The following is a 21,476-nucleotide window of genomic DNA, read 5'->3' as shown; positions in this document are numbered from 1 at the left end:
ATCCCCATGACTGACATCCTCCACACCAAGGCGCTGACCGTTCTGGTGGCCGACGACACCTCGGCGAATCGCAACATGATGACGGTGTTCCTGCGCAAGCTCGGCCTCGCGTCGATCTGTGTTGCCGACGGCCGCGAAGCCGTGGACGCCTACGTCGAGCAGCGCCCCGACATCGTCCTGATGGACCTGATGATGCCGGAGATGGACGGCTTCGAGGCGACCCGACGCATCCGTGCCGCCCAGCGCGGCGAATGGACGCCGATCCTGATCATGTCGGCCCTCAATGCCGACGCCGACATCGTGGCGGGCCTCGATGCCGGTGCCGACGACTACATGGTCAAGCCGATATCCTTCACCGTGTTCGCGGCCAAGATGCGCACCATGCAGCGGCTGCTGGCGATGGAGCGGGGTCAGCGCGAACTGCTCGGTCGGGTGCAGGCCATCTCCAATGCGGTGATCGACGGCATCGTCACCGTGGACGAGACCGGCCTCATCCAGTCGGCCAACCCGGCGGCGCACCGCATGTTCGGCTACGAGGCGGGCAGCCTGATCGGACAGAACGTCAGCGTGCTCACGCCCCCCGGAATCCGTTCGGAGCACGACGGCTATCTGGCCCGCTACCTCGCCGGCGGGCCGAAGGCGGTCATCGGCACGGTGCGTGAAGTGCAGGGCGCGCGCGCGGGCGGCGAGATCTTCCCGCTGGAACTGGGGGTGACCGAACTCAAGTTCGAGGACCGGCGCCTGTTCATCGGGGTGCTGCGGGACATCAGCGAGCGGGTCCGGGTGCGTGAGGAACGCGAACAGCACGCGGCCCACCTGCAGCACTACCACGACGAGCAGCAGCGTGAGCAGTTGCTGGCGCGGCAGATCATGGCCAGCCAGGTCAACACCGAGGCCATGAACGACCCGCGCATCCACTATTCGGTGATGCCGGCGCAGAACTTCTCCGGCGACATGGTGGTGGCGGCCACCTCGCCGGGCGGACGTCTGTACGCCATGCTGGCCGATGCCACCGGGCACGGACTGTCGGCAGCCGTCAGCGTGCAGCCGGTATTGCCGCTGTTCTATGCCCTGGTCGCCCAGGACACCCCGCTGGCCGGCGTGGTCAGCCAGATCAACCACATGCTGCACGAGACGCTGCCGGTCGGGCGTTTCGTCGGCGCCGCCATGATGAGCCTGAGCGCGGATGGGTGTGCCGCCGACGTGTGGGTCGGCGGCGTGCCGGCGGTGCTCGTGGTGACGGCCGATGGCCGCATCCGGGCGCGCGTGCCATCGCAGCAGTTGCCGCTCGGGGTGGTCGAGAGCTGCCGCGAGGGCTGTGCCCCCGAGCAGGTGGTACTCGCCCCGGGTGAGCAGATCGTGCTCCATTCCGACGGAGTCACGGAGGCGGCCAACGACGCGGGCGAGGACTTCGGTCTGGCGCGCCTCGAGGCGGTCATCGCCGCCTGGCCGGCGCGCCAGCGGGTGGACATGGCCAAGATCGCCCTCGCGGAGCATCTGGCCGGCGCCTCGGCGCATGACGACATGTCCCTGCTCATGATCGACGCCAAGGCCGCCGATTCGGCGGGTGAGCGCGCTGATCCATCGATCTAGGACGATTCCTCCCGTGTCTTGAAAGCCCGGCCCTGCGGCCGGGCTTTTGTTTGTGTGCCGTGCCGCGGGTGGCGGTCCCGTGCCGCCATGTGGTGCGCCGCACCATCGCCGTGCGGTGCCCGCACCGATGGGCGGAATTGGTGCGCCGCGCGCCTGGGCTGTGCGGGGAAAGGGGAAGTGCTAATTTCGTAACACATTGTTTTTCATTGGAAAGGTGCGTCTGGCACAGGCTTTGCTCAAGCATGTTCGACGCCTTCCGCGTTCTGGCGACCCCAATGAAGGGCGTGGCCCGTCCGTGGAAGGAGGCTGATACGAGCGAGAAGGCCCCGACCGGGTCGGGCCAGGCAAGGATGTCCGGCCGCCGCCTCTGATGATGGAGGCAACTCATTGATTACGAATGCAGTTCTATTTCGCACAAGGAGTTGAATCCATGAAACATCACACCACTTCCCTGCCGCGGGCGACCTTCAGTGGGCGTTTGCGTGGCGTCGTCGTGTCCACCCTGATCGCCTTCGGCGCTTTCGCCGCGACCGCGCATGGCGCGCCGGAGGATGTCGAAAAGCCGGACCTGAAGTTCGGTTTCATCAAGCTCACCGACATGGCCCCGCTGGCGGTGGCCTACGAGAAGCATTACTTCGAGGACGAGGGGCTGTATGTGACCCTCGAGGCCCAGGCCAACTGGAAGGTGCTGCTCGACCGCGTCATTTCCGGCGAGCTCGACGGCGCCCACATGCTGGCCGGGCAGCCGCTGGGGGCGACCATCGGCTACGGCACCAAGGCGGACATCATCACCGCCTTCTCCATGGACCTGAACGGCAACGGCATCACCGTCTCCAACGAGGTCATGGAGAAGCTCAAGAAGAAGCTGCCGCTGCAGGCGGACGGCAAGCCGGTGCATCCGATCAAGGCCGAGTACCTCAAGGCGGTGGTCGACGACTACAAGAAGGAAGGCAAGCCCTTCAAGATGGGCATGGTGTTCCCGGTGTCGACGCACAACTACGAGCTGCGCTACTACCTGGCCTCCGGCGGCCTGAACCCGGGCTACTACGCGCCCAAGAAGGGCGACACCGCGGGCACCATCAACGCCGACGTGCTGCTCTCGGTCACCCCGCCGCCGCAGATGCCGGCCACCATGGAAGCGGGCACCATCTACGGCTACTGCGTGGGTGAGCCGTGGAACCAGCAGGCGGTGTTCAAGGGCATCGGCGCGCCGATCATCACCGACTACGAGATCGAGAAGAACAATCCGGAGAAGGTGTTCGGCGTCACCAAGGCGTGGAACGACAAGTACCCCAACACCCACAAGGCGGTCATCAAGGCGCTGATCCGCGCCGCCTACTGGCTGGACGAGCAGAACGACAAGAACCGCAAGGAAGCGGCGAAGATGATCTCCGCCTCCAACTACGTCGGCGCCGACTACAAGGTCATCGCCAACAGCATGACCGGGACCTTCGAGTACGAGAAGGGGGATGTGCGCAAGGTGCCGGACTTCAACGTGTTCTTCCGCTACAACGCGACCTACCCGTACTACTCCGACGCCATCTGGTACCTCACCCAGATGCGCCGCTGGGGCCAGATTGCCGACTACAAGCCGGATAGCTGGTACATGGACATCGCCAAGAAGGTGTATCGCCCGGACATCTACGCCGCGGCCGCCAAGGAGCTGATTGCCGAAGGCAAGATGAAGGCCTCCGACTTCCCCGATTTCGCCACCGAAACGGGTTTCAAGCCGGTGCAGAACGACTTCATCGACGGCATCCCCTATGACGGGACCAAGCCCAACGCCTACATCGACAGCCTCAAGATCGGCCTGAAAGGCAAGGACGAGGTCAAGTAAGCGCACACACCACCGGACTTGCACCCCCCGGCCGGCAGCGGCCGGGGCGGTGGCGAGCAGAGGGCAAGATCATGTTGAACGCAACCGCAAACTTCTTTACCCGGACCGGCTTCACCTGGTTCGTTCCCTTCATCCGCCTGGCCCAGGGCGAGGACCCGCGCGAGCAGATCAAGAGCATCCTCACCCAGATCGGCGTGCCCGTCGTGGCGCTGGTGGTGTTCCTCATGGGCTGGCACTTCCTCGCCTCCGGCGTGCAGACCAGCCTCGGCGCCATTCCCGGGCCGGCGCAGGTGTGGGACGAGGCCATGGGCCTGATCGACGAGCACCACGCCGAGCGCCAGAAGGAGGTCGAGTTCTACCAGCGCCAGGAGGAACGCAATGCGAAGATCCTCGAGCGCAACCCGCAGGCCGAGCTCAAGCTGCGCCCCTACACCGGCAAGCCGACCTACTTCGACCAGATCGTCACCAGCCTGTACACCGTGTTCACCGGTTTCGCCCTGGGCACCCTGGTGGCGGTGCCGCTGGGCATCCTGTGCGGGCTGTCGCGGATCTTCCAGATCGCCATCAATCCGCTGATCCAGATCTTCCGGCCGGTCTCGCCGCTGGCCTGGCTGCCCATCGTCACCCTGGTGGTCAGCGCGGTCTACGTGAGCACCGACCCGATGTTCGAGAAGAGCTTCATCGTCTCGGCCATCACCGTGACCCTGTGTTCGCTGTGGCCGACGCTGATCAACACCGCGGTGGGCGTGGCCTCCATCGACAAGGACCTGATCAACGTCTCCAAGGTGCTGCGCCTGTCCTGGTGGACCAAGGTCACCAAGATCGTGCTGCCGTCCTCGCTCAAGCTGATCTTCACCGGTCTGCGCCTGTCCCTCGGGGTGGGCTGGATGGTGCTGATCGCCGCCGAGATGCTGGCGCAGAACCCGGGCCTGGGCAAATTCGTGTGGGACGAGTTCCAGAACGGCTCCTCCCATTCCCTCGGCCGCATCATGGTGGCGGTGTTCACCATCGGCTTCGTGGGCTTCGTGCTCGACCGCATCATGCACACGCTGCAACTGCTCGTGAGCTTCGGTGAAACCGGTCAGTGAGCCACGGAACGCGACAGACGAGGAGGATATCCCCATGGTTGCAACCCAATTGAAGATGGCGCTGCCGCTGGGCGGCGCCCCGGTGGCCGAGGCGGCGCCGGTGCGCCCGGTGGCGGCGCACGAGGCCGCGCCGGCCTTCCTGGAACTCAAACAGCTGTCCAAGTCCTATGGGAGCGGCTCGCACGTGACCGACGTGCTCCGGGACATCAACCTGTCGATCCGCGAGGGCGAATTCGTCGCCATCGTGGGCTTCTCGGGCAGCGGCAAGACCACCCTGATCTCGCTCATCGCCGGGCTCATCGAGGCCGATGCCGGCCAGGTGCTGCTGCGCGGTGCGCCGGTGAGCGGACCGGGGCCGGATCGGGGCGTGGTGTTCCAGAGCTATTCGCTCATGCCGTGGATGACCGTGCGCCAGAACGTGGCGCTGGCGGTGGACCAGGTGTTCCGGGACGAGTCGCCGGCGCAGCGTGCCCGGCGGGTCGAGAAGTACGTCGAGATGGTGAACCTCACCCCGGCGCTGGAGAAGCGGCCGGCGGAGCTGTCCGGCGGCATGCGCCAGCGGGTGTCGGTGGCGCGCGCCCTGGCGGCCAGCCCCGAGATCCTGCTGCTCGACGAGCCCCTCTCGGCACTCGATGCCCTGACCCGGGCCAATCTGCAGGACGAGATCCTGCGCATCTGGGAGAAGGAGAAGAAGACCGTCATCCTCATCACCAACGATGTGGACGAGGGCCTGATCATGGCGGACCGGATCATCCCGCTCAACCCGGGGCCGGGCGCCACCTTCGGGCCGGAATTCGCCGTCGATCTGCCGCGCCCGCGCGATCGCACCCGGATGAACCACGACCCCGAGTTCAAGCGCCTGCGCAAGGCCGTCACCGAGTACCTCATGCAGGTCAGCGCCGAGCAGGCCGCCACCGGCGACAACGTGGTCGCCCTGCCGGGGGTGCTGCCCAACACCAGCGCCGAGTTCGCCTCGCTGCAAAGCGGTGCGGCCAATACCGAAGCGCCGGTGCTGCCGCACCACGACCGCTATGTGGAGTTCTCGCAGGTCTCCAAGATCTACCCCACCAAGAAGGGCCCGGTGAAAGTGGTCGACGGCTTCGAGCTGCGCATGAAGAAGGGCGAGTTCATCTCCGTGATCGGGCACTCGGGCTGCGGCAAATCCACCGTGCTGTCCATGGTGGCGGGGCTCAACGACATCTCCGAAGGCGTGATCCTGCTCGACAACAAGGAGGTGGTGACCGCCGGCCCCGACCGCGGCATCGTGTTCCAGGCGCCGTCCCTGGTGCCCTGGCTGAGCGCCTACGAGAACGTCGCGCTGGGCGTGGAGCAGGTCTATCCGCACGCCACGAGGCAGGAGCGCCACGACATCTGCACCCACTACCTGAACCGGGTGGGGCTGGCCGACGCCCTCGACAAGAAGGCGCATGAGCTCTCCAACGGCATGAAGCAGCGTGTCGGCATCGCCCGCGCCTTCGCCCTGTCGCCCAAGCTGCTGCTACTCGACGAACCCTTCGGCATGCTCGATTCGCTCACCCGCTGGGATCTGCAGGAAGTGCTCATGGAGGTGTGGAGCCGCACCCAGCTGACCGCGATGATGGTCACCCACGACGTGGACGAGGCGATCCTCCTGGCCGACCGGGTGGTGATGATGACCAACGGCCCCAACGCCCGGGTCGGCAAGGTGCTCGAGATCGACCTGCCGCGCCCGCGCAGCCGCAAGATGCTGCTCGAGCATCCCGACTACTACCGCCTGCGCGAGGAGCTGCTCAGCTTCCTCGAGGAGTGCGAACAGCACTGAGAGGCTGCGAAGAACACATGCCGCACCTGCTGCGAACGCACCTGAGCGGTTCCCGATTCACCTCCGCAGACCCCGGCATATCGAATGCTCTCTGCTTTACCGGCCCTCGAGGCCGGTTTTTTTTACTTTCGGGTTAACGAATCGGCAATCCGGCTACGGAAATCCGCGTCGATGCCGATATAGTTCGGAGTACCGCGGCATTCCGCCCGCGCCCGGCCACACTGGAGAGCCATGACCAACGCCCGTGACGACCGCCGCAGTGCCCGGCGCATCCCGCTCGGCTGCGATGCCCTCATCCAAGCCCCCCACCAGAACACCCGCTACGAAGCGCGCTGTCTCGAGATCAGCACCGGTGGGCTGACCCTGGAGAGCAGCTATGTGCCGCAACTGGCCGAGGTGCTCGACGTCCTGGTGCGGCAACCCGACGGCGGTGTCGACCGGCCGCCGCTGCATGTGCGGGTCGAGGTCAAGCGCTGCCACCGGACCGAGTCCGGTCAGTACCAGCTCGGGGCACAGATCGTCCAGGTGTTGAAGTAGCGGCTCGGGCGCTCAGCGCCGCCGCTTGCGCGAGACCGGCCGGAGGGCCGGTTTGGGCGCCAGCCCGATCGCCTGCCGTGCCAGCCGGTCGGCCGCGCCGTTGCGGTGACGGGGAATCCAGTGCAGGGTCGCCACCGCGAAGGCCGCCATCGCGGTGCGGGCGCGCCTGACCAGCGCCTCGAGCGGCGCCACGTCGGTGTGCCCGTCGCCGCCCACGTGGCGCACCACGAAATCACTGTCGCTGTAGATCGCAATCGCCCGGGCGCCGGCGTCCAGCGCGAGGCTCAGCCCGTGGAGCAGCGCCTGGAGTTCGGCGACGTTGTTGCAGCCCTCGGTGGCGCGCACGGCGTTCTCGTGGCGCTGTCCGTCGGGTGACTCGAGGACGACCCCCAGGCCGATCCGGCCCGGGTTGGGCGCGGCCGTGCCGTCGATCCACAGGCGCCAGGTGTCCGCGGTCGCCGGGGCGACGGGCATCGGCAATCCGGCAGGCACGGACCCGGCCGCCGACGCCGCGCGATCAGTGGCCGTCGCCGTGGCTCAGCGACTTGTCGGTGAACAGCCAGTCCTTCAGCTCGTGGTCGAACTTCGGGTCGCGGCGCCGGATCCACTCGAGCACCATGGCCGCGTGCTCCTTTTCCTCGTCGCGGTTGTGGGCGAGGATGTGTTTGAGCTCCTCGTCCTTGCAGGCATCGACGCGCTGGTTGTACCAGTCGACGGCCTCGAGTTCTTCCATGAGCGAGGTGATCGCCCGGTGCATGTCCCGGGTCTCGTCGCTCAGTTCCCCGATGGGTTCGTGATAGCCCTCGTTTGCCATGTGTGTTCTCCGGTCGGTGTCGAAATCGCCGGCCGGCCGCATCGGGCCGGCCACGAACGACAGATTAGCGCAAAACGATGACGACCGGCCCCGGCCGGGTGCCCTCAGCGGCGCGGGGTGGCCGGCTGCGGGGTGAAGAAGGCGGGCAGGGCGAGCACCGCCTCGGCGACCTCGGCCAGGCGCCGGTTCTGGTCCATCGAGGTCTTCTGCAGCATCTTGTAGGCCGCTTCCTCGGTGAGGTTGAAACGGGCCATGAGCACGCCCTTGGCGCGTTCGATCACCTTGCGCTCGTTGAGGGCGCGGCGTGCCGAATCCAGCTCCGTTTCCATGTTGGCGATGCGCTCGGACTGGGCCTGGAGGACTTCGATGATCGAGCGCTCGACCGGTGGCGCGCCGCCCTCGGTGGGGGTGAAGCGCAGCGCGTGGTCGATGGGGATGTTGGGGTCGAAGAAGCGTTCGCCCAGACCGGCGCTCGGCGGCGGGCTGTTGCGCAGCTGGGTGAGCAGCCCCTCGGAGTCGGTCAGCTCGCGCTCGGCCTCGGCGATCAGGTGGGCGCACTGGGCCTGCAGGCGTTCCACCTGCAGGCATTGCAGCGACCACATGGCGGCGAGCCGGTCGGAGCAGCATTCGAACCACTTGTCGCTCTGGTTGGCGTCGAGCGCGGCGCCGGGCTTGGCGCTGCCCAGTACCCGGCGCAGGCGCTCGAGGATGACCACGTAGGGCGCCACATGCATTTCCTGCCAGGGGGCGAGGGAGGTCTCGTCGGCGAATTCGCAGAACACCTGGAAGTTGCGTTCCTGGGCGTCGATGAGATCGAGGATGCGCTGCTGGTGGGGTGCGTCGCACTGGCCGGAGGCGAACATGGCGGCGCCCACCGCGCGCTCCTGCCCGGCCAGCTCCTTGCCCTGGACGAAGTTGAACAGCGCCACCAGCGAGCGCGAGATGCCCGGATTGACGGTGGTGTCGGCCACTTCGAAGATCAGCGAGGCGAGCCCCGAAATGAGCCGGCTGAAGGCGGCCACGGCTTCGTCGGGGCCGAGCTGCTGGGCGTCCACCTGGGCGCGCAGGGCGGGCAGGGCGTCGAGGCCGAGCAGCACCCAGGCCATCAGCGAGTAGAGCTTGGCGCTGCCGTGGTTGGAGTGCTGCAGCAGGGTGTCGAAGCTGGTGCGCAGGGCGCCTTCGCGTTCCCGCGAGGCGGCGATGAGCGCTTGGCGGGTGTCGCCGAAGCGCGCCCCGGCGGAGGCGAGGAACAGGCTCGAGGCGCCACGCTCGTTCTGCAGGCAGTGGATCAGGGCGCCGATGTCGCCGACCAGCTGGGCACGGGCCTCGAGGTGCCTGAGCTCCTCGATTTCGTGCTGCTTGGCGACCAGAACGATGTTGGAAACCGTCAGTTCGGTGGACATGATGGGGCGGGGTTCCTGTGCGACTGTGGCAAGTATCTCATTGTTTCCACGGCCTCAGTGATGCCAGGCCAGCTGCACGATGTTGAGCACCAGCAGGGCGATGGCCAGCGCCTTCCAGAAGCGCGCCGGGTCCTTCTCCAGCAGCGGGCGGCGGCGCAGGTCGGCCTCGAGCAGCGGGTTGGGCACGGTGAAGTCCTGCTCGAACTCGGAGAAGGCCTCGTAGCGCTGGGCCGGATTGGGCTGCAGCGCCTTCTTCAGGCAGGCTTCGACCCAGATGGGCAGGTCATGGCGGCGGTGGCGCGCGGGGATGTAGCGCAGTTCGGTGTAGGAGCCGATGCGGGTGCGCTTGATCGCCGGTTCGTCGAAGGGCAGGGCGCCGGTGATCATCTCGTAGGTGATGACCGCGAGCGAGAACAGGTCGCTGCGGAACGAGCCCGGCTCGCCCATGAGGTATTCGGGGGCCACGTAGTTGACGCTGCCCTGGGGCACGGACTTGTCCAGCGGCGAGGCGATCTCGTCGGTGCCGGCGATGAGCACGGTGCCGAAGTCGAGGATCTTCACCCGCCCGTCGCGGTCGATCATGATGTTCTCGGGCTTGAGATCCTGATGCACCATGTCGGCGCGCTGGAAGGCGCGCAGCCCGGCGATCACCTGGCGGATGACGGCGCGCACCGCGTCGAGCGGCGGGCTGGGATTGTCCTGCATCCACTCGCGCAGGTTCATGCCGACGATGTGCTCGCCCAGGTAGTACATGAACTGCTTGCCGCGCGGGTTCTCGTAGGTCTTCATCACGTTGGGGTGGTCGATGCGCTGGCCGACCCACTCCTCGCGGATGAAGCCGTCGAGGTAGATGGCGTCCTCGGCGAAGGTCTGCGACGGCGCCTTGAGCACGTAGTGCGCGCCGCTGTCGCTGTCCTTGACCCGGTACATGTGGCTGCGGGTGCCGGAGAAGATCACCTCCAGCACCTCGAAGCCGTCGATCCGGTTGCCCGGCGCGAGCACCGGCGGGATCGGGCGCTGCATCAGGCGCCGGTAGGTCTCTTCCAGCGTCTCCAGGGGCAGGTGGTCCACCGCCACGATCAGGACCGAGACGTTGTCGTCGGCACCCTGGGCCAGCGCCTCGTCGGTCATGCGCCGGGCGATGGTCTCCAGATCGTCCGCGGCGCCGAGCAGTTCGCGCAGGCGGGCGGGCGGCACGAAGCCGTGCACCCCGTCGGTGCTCAGGAGGACGCGATCGCCCACCGCCAGTTCGCGCGACAGGTAATCCACCTCCAGATGCGAGTCGGCCCCGAGCGCGCGGGCGAGGAAATCGCGCCCGCCTTCGGTCATCACGTGATCGCGGGTCAGGCAGTCGAGGGTCGCGCCGCGCTGGTGCCAGATGCGGGTGTCGCCGGCATGGAACACATGCAGGGTGTTGGACTTGATCACCGCCGCGGAGAAGGTGGTGAGCATGCTGTCGCGGCTGCCCTGGCGGGCCGCGTTCTGTCGATAGACCCAGTGGTTGAGGCCGTTGAGGACGGTGCCGGCGGCCTTGCGCACGCTCCAGGTCGGCGGGGTGGCGTAGTAGTCGGTGATGAAGCCGGTGACCGCCATCTGGCTGGCCACCTCGGATTCGGCCGCCGCGCTGACGCCGTCGCAGATCACCGCGGTGGCGCCCTTGAGGTCGCGCTCGCCGGCGGCCTCGGGCAGGTGCGCGGCGAAGGCGTCCTGGTTGATGGCCTTGATGCCGGCGCTCGAATGACCGCCGAATCGGACTTTCAGGGGTTCGCTCATGGGCTCGTGGGTGCGCTCGGGGCGTGACGGGATGGGGCGATTATCCGGTGCCGGGGTGGGCGCTGAAAAGGCACGGGCGGCCCGCCTGGGCCGCCCCCGCCAGGGAACGCTCCATATGCCGCCCGGCGAGGACCGTGCCGGGCGGCGGAGCGTTCTTCTCCCCCCTCAACTGACGCTGATCAGCTCCACCGAGCCGTCTTCGCGCACCTCGGCCATGTGGCCCTTGGGCTCTTCCATGAACAGCAGGGTGACGAAACCGACGACCGCGGTCAGGGCGATCACGGCAAAGAACACTTCGTAGCTGACCATGGACAGCACGGTCAGGTACACCACCGCGCCGACGTTGCCGTAGGCCCCGGTCATGCCGGCGATCTGGCCGGTCAGGCGGCGCTTGATCAGCGGCACCACGGCGAACACGGCGCCCTCGCCGGCCTGCACGAAGAAGGAGCAGGCCATGGCCACCAGCACCGCCACCGCCAGCGGCCAGGTGCCGTTGGTGAGCGCCATCAGGGCGTAGCCGCCGGCCAGGCCCGCGGTCAGGATGAGCAGGGTCTTCTTGCGCCCGAAGCGATCCGAGAGCCAGCCGCCCCCGGGGCGCGACATGAGGTTCATGAAGGCGTAGGCGGAGGCGACCAGGCCGGCATAGACCGGATCGAGATGGAAGGTCTCGGCGAAGAACAGGGGCAGCATCGAGACCACCGCCAGCTCCGAGCCGAAGGTGCAGAAGTAGAGGATGTTGAGCACCGCCACCTGCTTGAACTTGTAGCGATGCACCTGCGGCACCGGCGTGACGAACACCTCGTGGTTGACCTTCCAGGCGCCCCAGCAGTCGTAGGCGAGGATGGCGGCCAGCACCACGTAGAGGATGTCGGCGGCACCGGCGGACAGCAGGCTCACGCCGGCCGGCGAGAGCTTCCAGGTGAGCAGGGCGAGCGCCGCGTACATGGGGATCTTCATGACCAGCAGGAAGAAGAAGTCGCCGGTGCTGGTCACCTCCATGCCGCCATGCTTCTTGGGCTTGAAGTAGGTCGAGCCCTTGGGCGTGTCGCTCACGTTCGCGTACCAGATGAAGGAGAACACCAGCGACAGCGCACCGGTCAGGCCGATGGCCCAGCGCCAGCCGTTCTCGCCGCCGAACATGAGCGCGATGGTCGGCAGCAGCATGGCGCCGGCGGCCGAGCCGAAGTTGCCCCAGCCGCCGTAGATGCCTTCGGCCGTGCCCAGCTCGTTGGCCGGGAACCACTCGCTGACCATGCGGATGCCGATCACGAAGCCGGCCCCGATGAAGCCGAGCATGAAGCGCGAGATCGCCGCCTGGGTGAAGCTGTCGGCCATGGCGAACATGAAGCAGGGGATGGCGGAGATGAACAGCAGCGCGGCGTAGATGATGCGCGGGCCGTACTTGTCGGTGAGCATGCCGATGAGCACGCGCGCCGGGATGGTGAGCGCCACGTTGAGGATCAGCAGGGTCTTGAGCTGGGCCTTGTCGAGGCCGAGGGAGGCGCCGATGGCACCGAGCATGGGCGCGTGGTTGAACCACACGAAGAAGGTGATGAAGAACACCATCCACGACAGATGGAGGATCTTCATCTTGCCGGTGAAGGACAGCAGGTTGAACCCCTTATCCTGACTCATGATTAACCTCGTTAAATGCTAACTATCTGTTTTTGCAGCACATTGATTTTTCGATGGGCTGCGCGCCGCCGACGCGGGCGCCCGTGGGCGTCCGCGGTCGTGCGGTGGGGGATGCGCTTCAGAGCTGGAGCAGTACCGTGCCGTCCTCGACCTTGACGGCGAAAGGCCGGGAGCAGCCCACGTCGGGCGCGACGGCCTCGCCGTTGTCGAGCTGGATCTTCCAGTTGTGCAGCGGGCAGGTGACGGTGCGCCCGGAGACGATGCCCTGGGACAGTGGCCCGCCCTTGTGCGGGCACTTGTCATGCATGGCGAAGATCTCGTCCTCGCGATTGCGGAAGATGGCGATGTCGCCGTGGGCGGTGGATTTGACGACCCGCGAGCCGAGGACCGGGATGTCCTCGAGCGCGCAGATGCGGTGCCAGGTGGCGTTGTCGATGGTGGTGGTCATGGCGAATTCCTCGGGCGATCAGACGGCGAAATCTTCGAAGGCGGCGCGCAGCTGGGGCTCCTCGGCCCGCTCCTGCCACGGATCCTTGTAGTCCTGCAGGGCGAACAGCAGGCGCTCGTACAGGGCCTTGCGGTTGTCGTCGTCGTCGAGGACCTTCGACTTCACGTAGTCGAGGCCGACCCGGTCGATGTAATGCACCGTGCGCTCCAGGTAGTAGCCTTCCTCGCGGTACAGCTGCAGGAAGGCGCCGGAGATCTCCATCACCTCTTCCTCGGTCTTGGCCTTGCTGAAGAACTGGGCCACCTCGGTCTTGATGCCGCCGTTGCCGGCCACGTAGATCTCGTAGCCGGAATCGACGCCGATCACGCCCACGTCCTTGATGCCGGCCTCGGCACAGTTGCGCGGGCAGCCGGAGACGGCCAGCTTCACCTTGTGCGGGCTCCACATGCCGAACAGCATCTTCTCCAGCTTCACCCCCAGGCTCATGGACAGCTGGGTGCCGAAGCGGCAGTGCTCGGCGCCGACGCAGGTCTTCACCGTGCGGATCGACTTGCCGTAGGCATGGCCGGAGACCATGCCGGCCTTGTTGAGGTCGTGCCAGATCAGCGGCAGGTCGTTCTTCTTCACCCCGAGCAGGTCGATGCGCTGGCCGCCGGTGACCTTCACCGTCGGCACCTGGTACTTCTCGGCCGCATCGGCGATGGCGCGCAGCTCGTTGGGCGTGGTCAGCCCGCCCCACATGCGCGGCACCACCGAGTAGGTGCCGTCCTTCTGGATGTTGGCGTGGGCGCGCTCGTTGATGAAGCGGCTCTGGGCATCGTCGGTGGCCTCGTGGGGCCAGGAGGAGATGCAGTAGTAGTTCAGTGCCGGGCGGCAGGAGGCGCAGCCGTTGGGCGTCTTCCACTCCATGAAGGCCATGGCCGCCTGGGCGGAGAGCAGCTTGTGATCGCGGATGGCGGCGCGCACCTCGCCGTGGGAGTGATCGGTACAGCCGCACACCGCCTTGGTGTTGGAATCGGCGGGGGTGTAGGCGCCGCCGATGGTCGAAGCCAGGATCTGCTCGACCAGCCCGGTGCAGGAACCGCACGAGCTCGAGGCCTTGGTGTGCTTGCGCACGTCGTCGAGGGTGAACAGGCCCTCGGCCTTGATCGCCTTGACGATGTCGCCTTTGCACACCCCGTTGCAGCCGCACACCTCGGCCTCGTCGGGCATGGCGGCGGCGGAATTCGCGCCCTTGTGGCCGGCGTCGCCCAGGTGACTGTTGCCGAACAGCAGGTGATCGCGGATCTCGCCCACGTCCTGACCGTCCTTGAGCATCTGGAAGTACCAGGCACCATCCTTGGTGTCGCCGTACATGACCGCGCCCACCAGCTTGTCGTCCTGCAGCACGACACGCTTGTACACGCCCGCGCCGGGATCGTGCAGGACGATGTCCTCGGTGCCTTCGCCGCCCGTGAAGTTGCCGGCGGAGAACACGTCGATGCCGGTCACCTTCAGCTTGGTGGAGGTCACCGAGCCCACGTAGCGGCCGATGCCGTACATGGCCAGGTGGTTGGCGCACACCTTGGCCTGCTCGAACAGCGGCGCCACCAGGCCGTAGGCGATGCCGCGGTGGTTGGCGCATTCGCCCACCGCATAGACGCGCGGATCGTAGGTCTGCAGGGTGTCGTTCACCACGATGCCGCGGTTGCAGTAGATGCCGGCGGATTCGGCCAGCGCGGTGTTGGGGCGGATGCCGGCGGCCATCACCACCAGATCGGCGGGGATGGACGCACCGTCCTTGAACACCACCTTGCTCACGCGGCCCGACTCGCCGGCCTGCAGCTCGGCGGTGAAGGCCGGCAGCCTGAACTTGAGGCCCTTGGCTTCGAGCGACTTCTGCAGCATGTCGGCGGCGGTCTTGTCGAGCTGGCGCTCCATGATCCAGTCGGCGATGTGCACCACGGTCACGTCCATGCCGCGCAGGGCCAGGCCGTTGGCCGCTTCCAGGCCGAGCAGGCCGGCGCCGATCACCACCGCGTGCTTGTGGTTGGCGGCCGCGTCGATCATGGCGTCGGTGTCGGCGATGTCGCGATAGGCGATCACGCCCGGCAGGTCGGCGCCCGGCACCGGCAGCATGAAGGGGTTCGAGCCCGTGGCCAGCAGCAGGCGGTCGTAGGCGACCTCGCTGCCATCCTCGGCGAACACCTTGCGGCCCTTGCGATCGATCTTCGTCACCTTGTTGTTCAGGCGCAGATCGATGCCGTTGTCCCTGTACCAGTCCAGGTCATTGAGAATGATGTCCTGGACCGTCATCTCGCCGGCCAGCACCGGCGAGAGCAGGATCCGGTTGTAGTTCGGATGCGGCTCGGCGCCGAAGACGGTGATGTCGTACATCTCCGGCGCGATCTTGATCAGTTCTTCCAGCGTGCGGACGCCGGCCATGCCGTTGCCCACCATCACAAGCTTGAGTTTGCTCATGGTTCCATCCTTGCTCATGGTGTTCGCACTCCGGATCGCCGTTGAACCGGAAGGCGGCGGGTCGGCATCAACCCAGGGCCGCATGATGCGCTGATTTTCGGGGCGCACCTGATTGTGCGCCGCACTCAACCATGTCTAGCAAGGGGTGTGCCACAGGATGAAACCCTGTGTTTTCAAGGGGTGTTGGCCGTCGGTCGTGGCCTGCGCACCGAATTTCGCACCAGTGCGGTGCAAAACGCACCGTTGGTGCGCATTTATCCGTTGTGGTGCGCGCGGCGGAAAATGATGCACAGCGCAAAGCCGATCACGGCGGCAAAACACAGCAGCGACCAGTTGGCGATGGACAGACCGAGGAAGCTCCAGTCGATGGCGGTGCACTCGCCCGCGCCCTGGAAGATCATCGGCAGCGCCTCACCCAGCGGGAAGCTGTCGATCATGTACTCCAGGCCGGGGCCGCAGTCGATGGTGTCCGGCGGGAAGCGCTGGATCCAGCTCTGGCGGGCCGCCACGCCGAGCCCGGCCACCGCGACGAGGGCAATGAGCAGCGCCCAGCCCTTGCGCCCGCGCCCGCGGCTGCCGTGCGCGCCGGCCAGCAGGGCGATCAGGGCCACGAGTACGAAGGCGTAGCGCTGCATGATGCACATGGGGCAGGGCACCAGGCCCTCGACATGTTGCAGATAGAGGCCGAAGCCGAGCAGTCCGATGACCACGAGGGCGAGGGTGAAAAAGGGCAGTCGGGGGCGTTGGAGCAGGGCGAGCATGATCGAAGGGCCGGTGGGAGAGGTCAGCGCCGATTCTAGCAGCGACCTGCGAACGCGGGCGCCGCGGATGGCTCAGGCGCTGAACAGCCGTTGCGAGCCCAGGAAGATCAGCACCCCGCCTGCGCCGACCCGCAGCCACAAGCCCAGCCAGGCACGCTCGCGGCGCAGGCGCCGGCCGAGCACGCCGGCGGCCGGCACCAGCAGCAACAAGGGCGTGATGCCGGCGCCGAGGCCGAAGGCCAGCCCGCGTGCGAGGCCTTCGCCCAGGCTGCCGGTGGCGGCGCTCATGCCGATCAGCCAGCCCAGGGGCGCGCACGGGGTCAGGCTCAGGGCGGCCCCCATCAGGAACGGCGGCGCGGCGGCCAGTCGGGTGCCGGCGCAGGCCCTGGCACGGTCGTGCCGGCGCGGATGGAAGTGGAGCGTCGGCGGGGCGGCGCGGGGGGCGCGGCGCTCGGCCAGCATCAGCCACAGGCCGGCGAACAGGCTGGCGCCGCCGATGGCCCGCTGCCCGAGCGGACCCTGCAGGCTGTCGACCAGCCACTGACCCAGCTGTCCGGCCAGGGCGCCGAGGGCCGTGTAGGCCGCCACTCGGCCGGCGACGAAGGCGCCGGTATGGACGAGCGTCTCGCGGCCGCGACCGGCGCGCCCGAGCGCCCAGGTGCCCATATAGGGCAGGCAGGTGACGGTGCACGCCGTCAGCCCCATGGACAGGCCCAGCACCAGGGCGCCGGCCAGACCGATGTGGCCGTCCGGAGCGATCAGCGCGGCGAGGGCGTCCGGGCTCATGGCCGTTCGGCCGACGGACCCGGCCGTGGCATGAATTTGAGCGGCTTGAGCTCGCCTTGGGGCGACTCGGCCCGGACACGCCGCTTGTAATAGCTTCGACGTGAGCGAAACCACCGGAACGGGCCGAACGTGAGTGCGATCACGTCGTCGTCGGGGCAGAATTCGGCGCAGCGCCCGCACAGGGTGCAGTCCTCGTGGAAGGCCTTGCGTCCCGATTCACGCTGGATCTCGTGGATGTCCATGGGGCAGGCCTGGGCGCAGATGCCGCATCGGGCACACTTGTCATGGGGTCGCTTGACCAGTCGGGTGAGGGACAGGTGACGGAAGGCGCCGTTGAGGGCCAGCATCGGGCAGATGCGGCAGAAGGGCTGGCGGATCGCCAGGGCGGCCACGGCGACGAAGCCGAACACGGTATTGCCCAGGGCGCCGAGGGCGAAGCTCAGGGGGCTGGCGGCGTTGAGCGCCAGTTGCTCCGTGTTGCCGCTGAGCAGGGTGGTGGCGATGCGCGCAGGGCACACGTCGCAGTACGGGTTGCCGAACTCGTGCGGGGTGATCCCCAGCCCGGTGAGCAGGGGCAGGGTCAGCACCAGGCCGAGCAGGATCAGCCACTTGACCGGGCGCACCCGGCGGGTGCCGGTCGTATCCAGGGCGTGCAGGGGCAGGCCGAAACGGCGCCCGGCCCGCTGCACCAGTTCCTGCAGCGTCCCCAGAGGGCAGACCCAGCCGCAGAACGCCTTGCCGAGCACGAAGAAGAAGGCCAGGAAGGTGAGCAGGGTCATGGCCAGGGGCAGGACGACCTTGAGGCCCACCTGCTGGGCGGCGACCAGGGCCTGGCCGACCCGGTGGTGCATCTGGTGCTGGAGCGGGATCAGCACGCAATAGCCGGCATTTTCCATGTCGTAGGCGCAGGACAGGGCGGGCAGGGCGTCAGAGAGCTTCTCGGCCGAGTAGTGGCCGACCACGCTGGCGCCCCAGACGAGCAGGACGAACATGAACAGCTGGACGCCGAGGCGAACCCGGCCAAGGCTCGGGAAGGTGTGGGTGGCATCAGTCATGGCGGGTCTCCCGGCGACGCAACAGGGGCAGGGCGAGGACCATGCCGAACAGCGCAAAACCGGTGCCCCAGGGCAGCGATCGGGTGCGCCCCGGCTCCGGCGAATAGCGCCCGGTGAACGAGGTGAGGTAGTGCACGCCGTCCAAGCGGCGTTCGGTCCACAGCACGAAAACGGCACCGGGCCGGCCCGGGCCGCCGGCATCGCGGTCGCCCGGGTCGACGTCGCGGGGGAAGATGAAGACAACCTGGCCGTCGGCGGCGCTGATCGCCCGGGCGCGGCTGCCGCGGGACGTTTCCATCGTCACTGGCTGCCCGGCCAGCGGCCGTCCTTGCCAGCGCACGACGAAACGCCATCGTTCTCCTTCGCGATAGTGGGCATGCTCCCTCGGCAGGGGCGTGGGTACGATCTCGAGCTCGCTTCTGGATTCGGCCAGCAGGGCCGTCGGGGCTGGGCCCGGATTGGCGAAATACACTGCGGTGGTCGCCACGCGGATCGTGCCGCCGGTGGTATCGCGGGCCTGCACCCAGTGATAGTTGCCCAGCATCGGGGCGGCGGGTGTGATCCCCGCGCGGCCGGCCGCGACCGGGACGCGGCGTACCGGCGTGCCGCCGGTGGCGCCCGGTGCGAACACCGTGAGCTCGGTCGCCTGCAGGTCGGCGAGCCGCAACATCACCTCGCCGCGCCCGCCGCCGGCGGGCAGCAGGCGCGGGGCGTGGCTCCAGTCGCCGGCTGGCGCGTCGACGGGCGCGCCGCCGTGGGCGTGCCGGGCCGGGGCATGGAGGCTGGCGGCCACGAGGCCGGCCATCAGGATGGTCTTCATGGGGGGCGCCTCAGTGGAAGTCGTAGCGGTAGGTGAGCATCACCGCGCGCGGCGCGGCGGCCGAATAGCTCACCTTGCCGCCGGTGTCCTTTTTGGCTTCGACGGCGTAGCGCTTGTCGGTCAGGTTGTCCACGTTCAGGGTCAGGGCGTGGGGGGCGCGCCGGTAGCTCACCGACAGGTTCATCACCCACTGCCACCCGGCGTATTTCTCGGTGTTGGCGTTGTCCATCCAGTACTCGCCCCAGCTCAATCCGGCCAGCCGGGCCCGCCAGCCGCTGCCGGCCCAGGCGACATGGGCGCCGTACTGGTGGCGCGGAATGTAGGGCAGCTCGTTCCCGGCGCGGTCCTGGTTGACGGTGGCGAAGCCGACCCGGACCGGCTCGCTGAATTTGTCGTAGGTGTAGTGGGACCAGGCGTAGAAGCCCCCAGGCTGAAGCCGTGACCCACGGCCACGTCGCCCGCCAGTTCGACCCCTTTCTTGTCGGTCTGGCCCGCGTTGGCGTATTCGGTCACCCCGCCGGTGTTGATCTGCACGATCTCGTCGCGCACCCGGGTGTGATAGATGCTGGCGTCGAAGCTCCAGTCGCGGTGGCGGCCCTTGAGGCCGAACTCGATATTGCGCGACACCGAGGCGTCCAGCGAGGGGTTGCTCGACACCTCGCCCGAGGACGGGACCTGGGCGGCCTGGGCGATCATGGCGAAGAGGTTGATCCCGCCCCCGAGCTTGTAGGTGACGGCCAGCTTGGGTGCCGGCAGGCGAAAGGTCTTCTTCGTGTGCGTATGGCCGTCACCGGCCACATAGCGCCCGAGGGCCCAGCTGTACTGGGTGATCTCGTCGGTGGTGTTGTCCATGTCGATCACGTCGTAGCGCAGGCCGGTGTCCACGATCCAGCGCTCGGTGGGGCGCCAGCTCTCCTGGATGTAGAGGCCGGTGAGCAGGCTTTCGCTGTCGCTGGTGGACGCCAGATCGCCCCGGGCGTCCGACAGGGTGGCGAGAATGCGTCCGCCGGGCAGGGTGCGCACGTCCCGGTATTCGTATTTCTTCTGATCCGGCGCGTTCTCCCGGCGGACCGACACCCCGGCCACCAGGGTGCCGTCGGGGTGGCGCCAATGACCCTCCAGGTCGGTGCCGATATTGCTGACCCAGGACGAGGGATCGTTGATCAGGCCGGTGACCGGGTGGTAGTGGTGCCAGGTGTTGTAGTAGAAGCGCGGCTTGAAGGTGAAGTCGCCGCGCACCATCTCCAGGCGGGTGTTGAAGAACCACACCTTGGAGTAGCGTCCCGAGTGCTTCCACGGTTCGGCCGTGTCGGCTTGCCGACCGTTGTGCAGGTACTCGTTGAACAGGGCCGCATCCATGCTGCCGGGCAGTTGCATGTCGGCCTCGGCGTAGGACAGTTCGCTCTCCAGGGTGTCGTTGTCGGACAGGAGCCAGCCATGCTTGATCGAGGTCTGCGTGGTGGCGAAGCTGTTCCAGGCGCGCCAGTCGTTGTCCTGGTTGCGGTGGGAGACGGTCAGCGCCAGCGCCTGGGTGGTGCTGATCATGCCGCCGTAGCGCAGGTGGACGCTTTCGGTATCCTGGGTGCCCAGGCCGATGCGGGCACTGTTGGCGGTGTCGTCGAACACCGACCTGGAGATGACCTGGATGGCGCCGCCGGCGCTGCCCGCGGCGAACAGGTTGCCCGGGCCCTTGGCCACTTCGATGCGCTCGATGTCCTGGGTGTCTACGAAGTCGAGGCGGGTGAAGCTGTCCGGGTCGGTCAGCGGGACCCCGTCGCGCAGCACCATGATCTCGCGGATGCCGTAGGGGGCCTTGAGGCCGGCGCCGCGGATGATCAGGCGGGCGTCGAAGCCACCGTTCTTGGAATTCACCAGCACCCCGGGGATGTCCTGCAGCGCCTCCCTGAGGTTGTACATCGTCTTCCCGGCCAGGGCGTCCTTGCCGATCACGGCAATGGCCTGGGGGACGTCGGCGGTGGAGCGCGCTTCGCGGGTGGCGGTGACGCTCACCTCGTCGAGCATGGCCGGCGTCTGGGCGTGGCACAGGGGGACCGCACCGAGCAGCGCCGCGGTGGCCGGCGCGAATCGAAATACCTGCATGAAAGACCTCATTCGGACATCTGGCGCCGGTGGCGTTCCGGCCGCGGCGGGCGCAACACGAGGTGGCCGGCGGCCAGGGGCGGCAGGCGATGGACCTCGGTTCGGGATGGGCTCAGTGATGCCGGTGGGGCGGGGCGCGCGAGGGCGGCGGAGTGGCCGGATCGTCGGCGTGGCGCGGATCGGCCGGTGGCGGCGCGGCGCGCCGGGGTGTCTGGTGCGGATGCGGCGCATCGGCGGCGGCCATGGCGGGCGGCAGCGCCGCTGGGCTCTGCTGCGTGCACCAGGGGCAGCCGGCACGGGCGGCATCCGGTTCGGGACGGCGCCCCGACTCGTCCGTATCCGTCGGCAAGCGCTGGATGCCCAGCGCGGAGCAGATGTCGGTCAGGGAGGTGCCGCCGGACGCGGCGCCGATGTGGGCGATGGACGGGGCCACCACCAGCATGAGGGTGGCGACCCAGGCCAGGGCGAAGAAGCGGAGGAGCCGTGCGCGCACGTCGGACATCCGGCGACTGTAAAGGGATTCACGCGCCGCCGGCGCGGTTTGCGACACTATGCCGCGCGCCCG

18 protein-coding genes and 1 pseudogene are annotated in these 21,476 nt (G+C 67.7%); 5 read left to right on the top strand and 14 right to left on the bottom strand.

Annotated elements, in window-relative coordinates:
• The first annotated feature begins 6 nt into the window (after positions 1-6).
• The 5 genes from G3580_RS16145 to G3580_RS16125 all read left to right on the top strand — a co-directional run bounded on the left by G3580_RS16145 (position 7) and on the right by G3580_RS16125 (position 6,856).
• A complete protein-coding gene (locus tag G3580_RS16145; RefSeq protein WP_173767220.1) occupies positions 7-1,593 on the top strand; it encodes a SpoIIE family protein phosphatase in 1,587 nt (528 codons plus the stop codon).
• Between the two features lie 430 nt (positions 1,594-2,023).
• On the top strand, positions 2,024-3,430 hold the full coding sequence (locus G3580_RS16140) for a CmpA/NrtA family ABC transporter substrate-binding protein (RefSeq protein WP_173767219.1): 1,407 nt from the start codon (positions 2,024-2,026) through the stop codon (positions 3,428-3,430).
• Between the two features lie 71 nt (positions 3,431-3,501).
• On the top strand, positions 3,502-4,518 hold the full coding sequence (locus G3580_RS16135; RefSeq protein ID WP_173767218.1) for an ABC transporter permease: 1,017 nt from the start codon (positions 3,502-3,504) through the stop codon (positions 4,516-4,518).
• Positions 4,519-4,552: 34 nt separating this feature from the next.
• Positions 4,553-6,319, top strand: coding sequence for an ABC transporter ATP-binding protein (locus G3580_RS16130; protein WP_217424516.1), 1,767 nt, complete (start codon positions 4,553-4,555; stop codon positions 6,317-6,319).
• 231 nt (positions 6,320-6,550) lie between these two features.
• On the top strand, positions 6,551-6,856 hold the full coding sequence (locus tag G3580_RS16125; protein ID WP_173767217.1) for a PilZ domain-containing protein: 306 nt from the start codon (positions 6,551-6,553) through the stop codon (positions 6,854-6,856).
• A gap of 12 nt (positions 6,857-6,868) precedes the next feature.
• Here G3580_RS16125 and G3580_RS16120 read toward each other — a convergent pair whose 3' ends face one another.
• The 14 genes and pseudogenes from G3580_RS16120 to G3580_RS16055 all read right to left on the bottom strand — a co-directional run bounded on the left by G3580_RS16120 (position 6,869) and on the right by G3580_RS16055 (position 21,404).
• The gene (locus tag G3580_RS16120) at positions 6,869-7,330 is read right to left on the bottom strand and encodes a ribonuclease HI family protein (RefSeq protein ID WP_173767215.1); all 462 of its coding nucleotides are present in this window, start codon (positions 7,328-7,330) and stop codon (positions 6,869-6,871) included.
• A gap of 43 nt (positions 7,331-7,373) precedes the next feature.
• Positions 7,374-7,670, bottom strand: coding sequence for an encapsulin-associated ferritin-like protein (locus G3580_RS16115; RefSeq protein WP_173767214.1), 297 nt, complete (start codon positions 7,668-7,670; stop codon positions 7,374-7,376).
• Positions 7,671-7,774: 104 nt separating this feature from the next.
• Positions 7,775-9,073: a nitrate regulatory protein gene (locus tag G3580_RS16110; RefSeq protein WP_173767213.1), complete on the bottom strand. Its 1,299-nt coding sequence runs from the start codon at positions 9,071-9,073 to the stop codon at positions 7,775-7,777.
• Between the two features lie 54 nt (positions 9,074-9,127).
• A complete protein-coding gene (locus G3580_RS16105) occupies positions 9,128-10,846 on the bottom strand; it encodes a bifunctional protein-serine/threonine kinase/phosphatase (RefSeq protein ID WP_173767212.1) in 1,719 nt (572 codons plus the stop codon).
• A gap of 165 nt (positions 10,847-11,011) precedes the next feature.
• Positions 11,012-12,481 (bottom strand): NarK family nitrate/nitrite MFS transporter, encoded by a 1,470-nt coding sequence (locus tag G3580_RS16100; protein ID WP_173767211.1) that lies wholly within the window; start codon positions 12,479-12,481, stop codon positions 11,012-11,014.
• Between the two features lie 118 nt (positions 12,482-12,599).
• On the bottom strand, positions 12,600-12,929 hold the full coding sequence (nirD, locus tag G3580_RS16095) for a nitrite reductase small subunit NirD (RefSeq protein WP_173767210.1): 330 nt from the start codon (positions 12,927-12,929) through the stop codon (positions 12,600-12,602).
• Positions 12,930-12,947: 18 nt separating this feature from the next.
• On the bottom strand, positions 12,948-15,389 hold the full coding sequence (gene nirB, locus G3580_RS16090; RefSeq protein ID WP_173768855.1) for a nitrite reductase large subunit NirB: 2,442 nt from the start codon (positions 15,387-15,389) through the stop codon (positions 12,948-12,950).
• 254 nt (positions 15,390-15,643) lie between these two features.
• Positions 15,644-16,150 (bottom strand): disulfide bond formation protein B, encoded by a 507-nt coding sequence (locus G3580_RS16085; protein ID WP_173767208.1) that lies wholly within the window; start codon positions 16,148-16,150, stop codon positions 15,644-15,646.
• Between the two features lie 72 nt (positions 16,151-16,222).
• Positions 16,223-16,936 carry a cytochrome c biogenesis CcdA family protein gene (locus G3580_RS16080; RefSeq protein ID WP_173767206.1) on the bottom strand — a complete coding sequence of 238 codons (714 nt, stop codon included), beginning with the start codon at positions 16,934-16,936 and terminating at the stop codon, positions 16,223-16,225.
• Positions 16,933-17,991 carry a 4Fe-4S binding protein gene (locus G3580_RS16075; protein ID WP_173767204.1) on the bottom strand — a complete coding sequence of 353 codons (1,059 nt, stop codon included), beginning with the start codon at positions 17,989-17,991 and terminating at the stop codon, positions 16,933-16,935. Before G3580_RS16075 ends, G3580_RS16080 begins: the two co-directional genes overlap by 4 nt.
• Positions 17,984-18,811: a hypothetical protein gene (locus G3580_RS16070; protein ID WP_173767202.1), complete on the bottom strand. Its 828-nt coding sequence runs from the start codon at positions 18,809-18,811 to the stop codon at positions 17,984-17,986. Before G3580_RS16070 ends, G3580_RS16075 begins: the two co-directional genes overlap by 8 nt.
• Positions 18,812-18,821: 10 nt before the next feature.
• Complete coding sequence (locus tag G3580_RS20290; RefSeq protein ID WP_267313337.1) at positions 18,822-19,316, bottom strand: TonB-dependent receptor domain-containing protein; 495 nt, start codon at positions 19,314-19,316, stop codon at positions 18,822-18,824.
• Positions 19,298-20,728: pseudogene (locus tag G3580_RS16060) on the bottom strand (TonB-dependent receptor); the annotation flags it as partial. The pseudogene G3580_RS16060 and the gene G3580_RS20290, both read right to left, overlap by 19 nt.
• 295 nt (positions 20,729-21,023) lie before the next feature.
• On the bottom strand, positions 21,024-21,404 hold the full coding sequence (locus G3580_RS16055; protein WP_173767198.1) for a DUF2946 family protein: 381 nt from the start codon (positions 21,402-21,404) through the stop codon (positions 21,024-21,026).
• Between the last annotated feature and the right edge of the window lie 72 nt (positions 21,405-21,476).

The organism is Nitrogeniibacter mangrovi (genome assembly GCF_010983895.1).
GTDB lineage: Bacteria > Pseudomonadota > Gammaproteobacteria > Burkholderiales > Rhodocyclaceae > Nitrogeniibacter > Nitrogeniibacter mangrovi.
The sequence above is the reverse complement of the archived record's forward strand: the minus strand, read 5'-3'. Positions and strand labels throughout refer to the sequence as shown.

Bases quoted from the DNA above. Each gene is read 5' to 3' on its own strand.
- G3580_RS16145 (WP_173767220.1), top strand. From the start codon at position 7: ATGACTGACATCCTCCACACCAAGGCGCTGACCGTTCTGGTGGCCGAC.
- G3580_RS16140 (WP_173767219.1), top strand. From the start codon at position 2,024: ATGAAACATCACACCACTTCCCTGCCGCGGGCGACCTTCAGTGGGCGT.
- G3580_RS16135 (WP_173767218.1), top strand. From the start codon at position 3,502: ATGTTGAACGCAACCGCAAACTTCTTTACCCGGACCGGCTTCACCTGG.
- G3580_RS16130 (WP_217424516.1), top strand. From the start codon at position 4,553: ATGGTTGCAACCCAATTGAAGATGGCGCTGCCGCTGGGCGGCGCCCCG.
- G3580_RS16125 (WP_173767217.1), top strand. From the start codon at position 6,551: ATGACCAACGCCCGTGACGACCGCCGCAGTGCCCGGCGCATCCCGCTC.
- G3580_RS16120 (WP_173767215.1), bottom strand. From the start codon at position 7,330: ATGCCCGTCGCCCCGGCGACCGCGGACACCTGGCGCCTGTGGATCGAC.
- G3580_RS16115 (WP_173767214.1), bottom strand. From the start codon at position 7,670: ATGGCAAACGAGGGCTATCACGAACCCATCGGGGAACTGAGCGACGAG.
- G3580_RS16110 (WP_173767213.1), bottom strand. From the start codon at position 9,073: ATGTCCACCGAACTGACGGTTTCCAACATCGTTCTGGTCGCCAAGCAG.
- G3580_RS16105 (WP_173767212.1), bottom strand. From the start codon at position 10,846: ATGAGCGAACCCCTGAAAGTCCGATTCGGCGGTCATTCGAGCGCCGGC.
- G3580_RS16100 (WP_173767211.1), bottom strand. From the start codon at position 12,481: ATGAGTCAGGATAAGGGGTTCAACCTGCTGTCCTTCACCGGCAAGATG.
- nirD (WP_173767210.1), bottom strand. From the start codon at position 12,929: ATGACCACCACCATCGACAACGCCACCTGGCACCGCATCTGCGCGCTC.
- nirB (WP_173768855.1), bottom strand. From the start codon at position 15,389: ATGAGCAAACTCAAGCTTGTGATGGTGGGCAACGGCATGGCCGGCGTC.
- G3580_RS16085 (WP_173767208.1), bottom strand. From the start codon at position 16,150: ATGCTCGCCCTGCTCCAACGCCCCCGACTGCCCTTTTTCACCCTCGCC.
- G3580_RS16080 (WP_173767206.1), bottom strand. From the start codon at position 16,936: ATGAGCCCGGACGCCCTCGCCGCGCTGATCGCTCCGGACGGCCACATC.
- G3580_RS16075 (WP_173767204.1), bottom strand. From the start codon at position 17,991: ATGACTGATGCCACCCACACCTTCCCGAGCCTTGGCCGGGTTCGCCTC.
- G3580_RS16070 (WP_173767202.1), bottom strand. From the start codon at position 18,811: ATGAAGACCATCCTGATGGCCGGCCTCGTGGCCGCCAGCCTCCATGCC.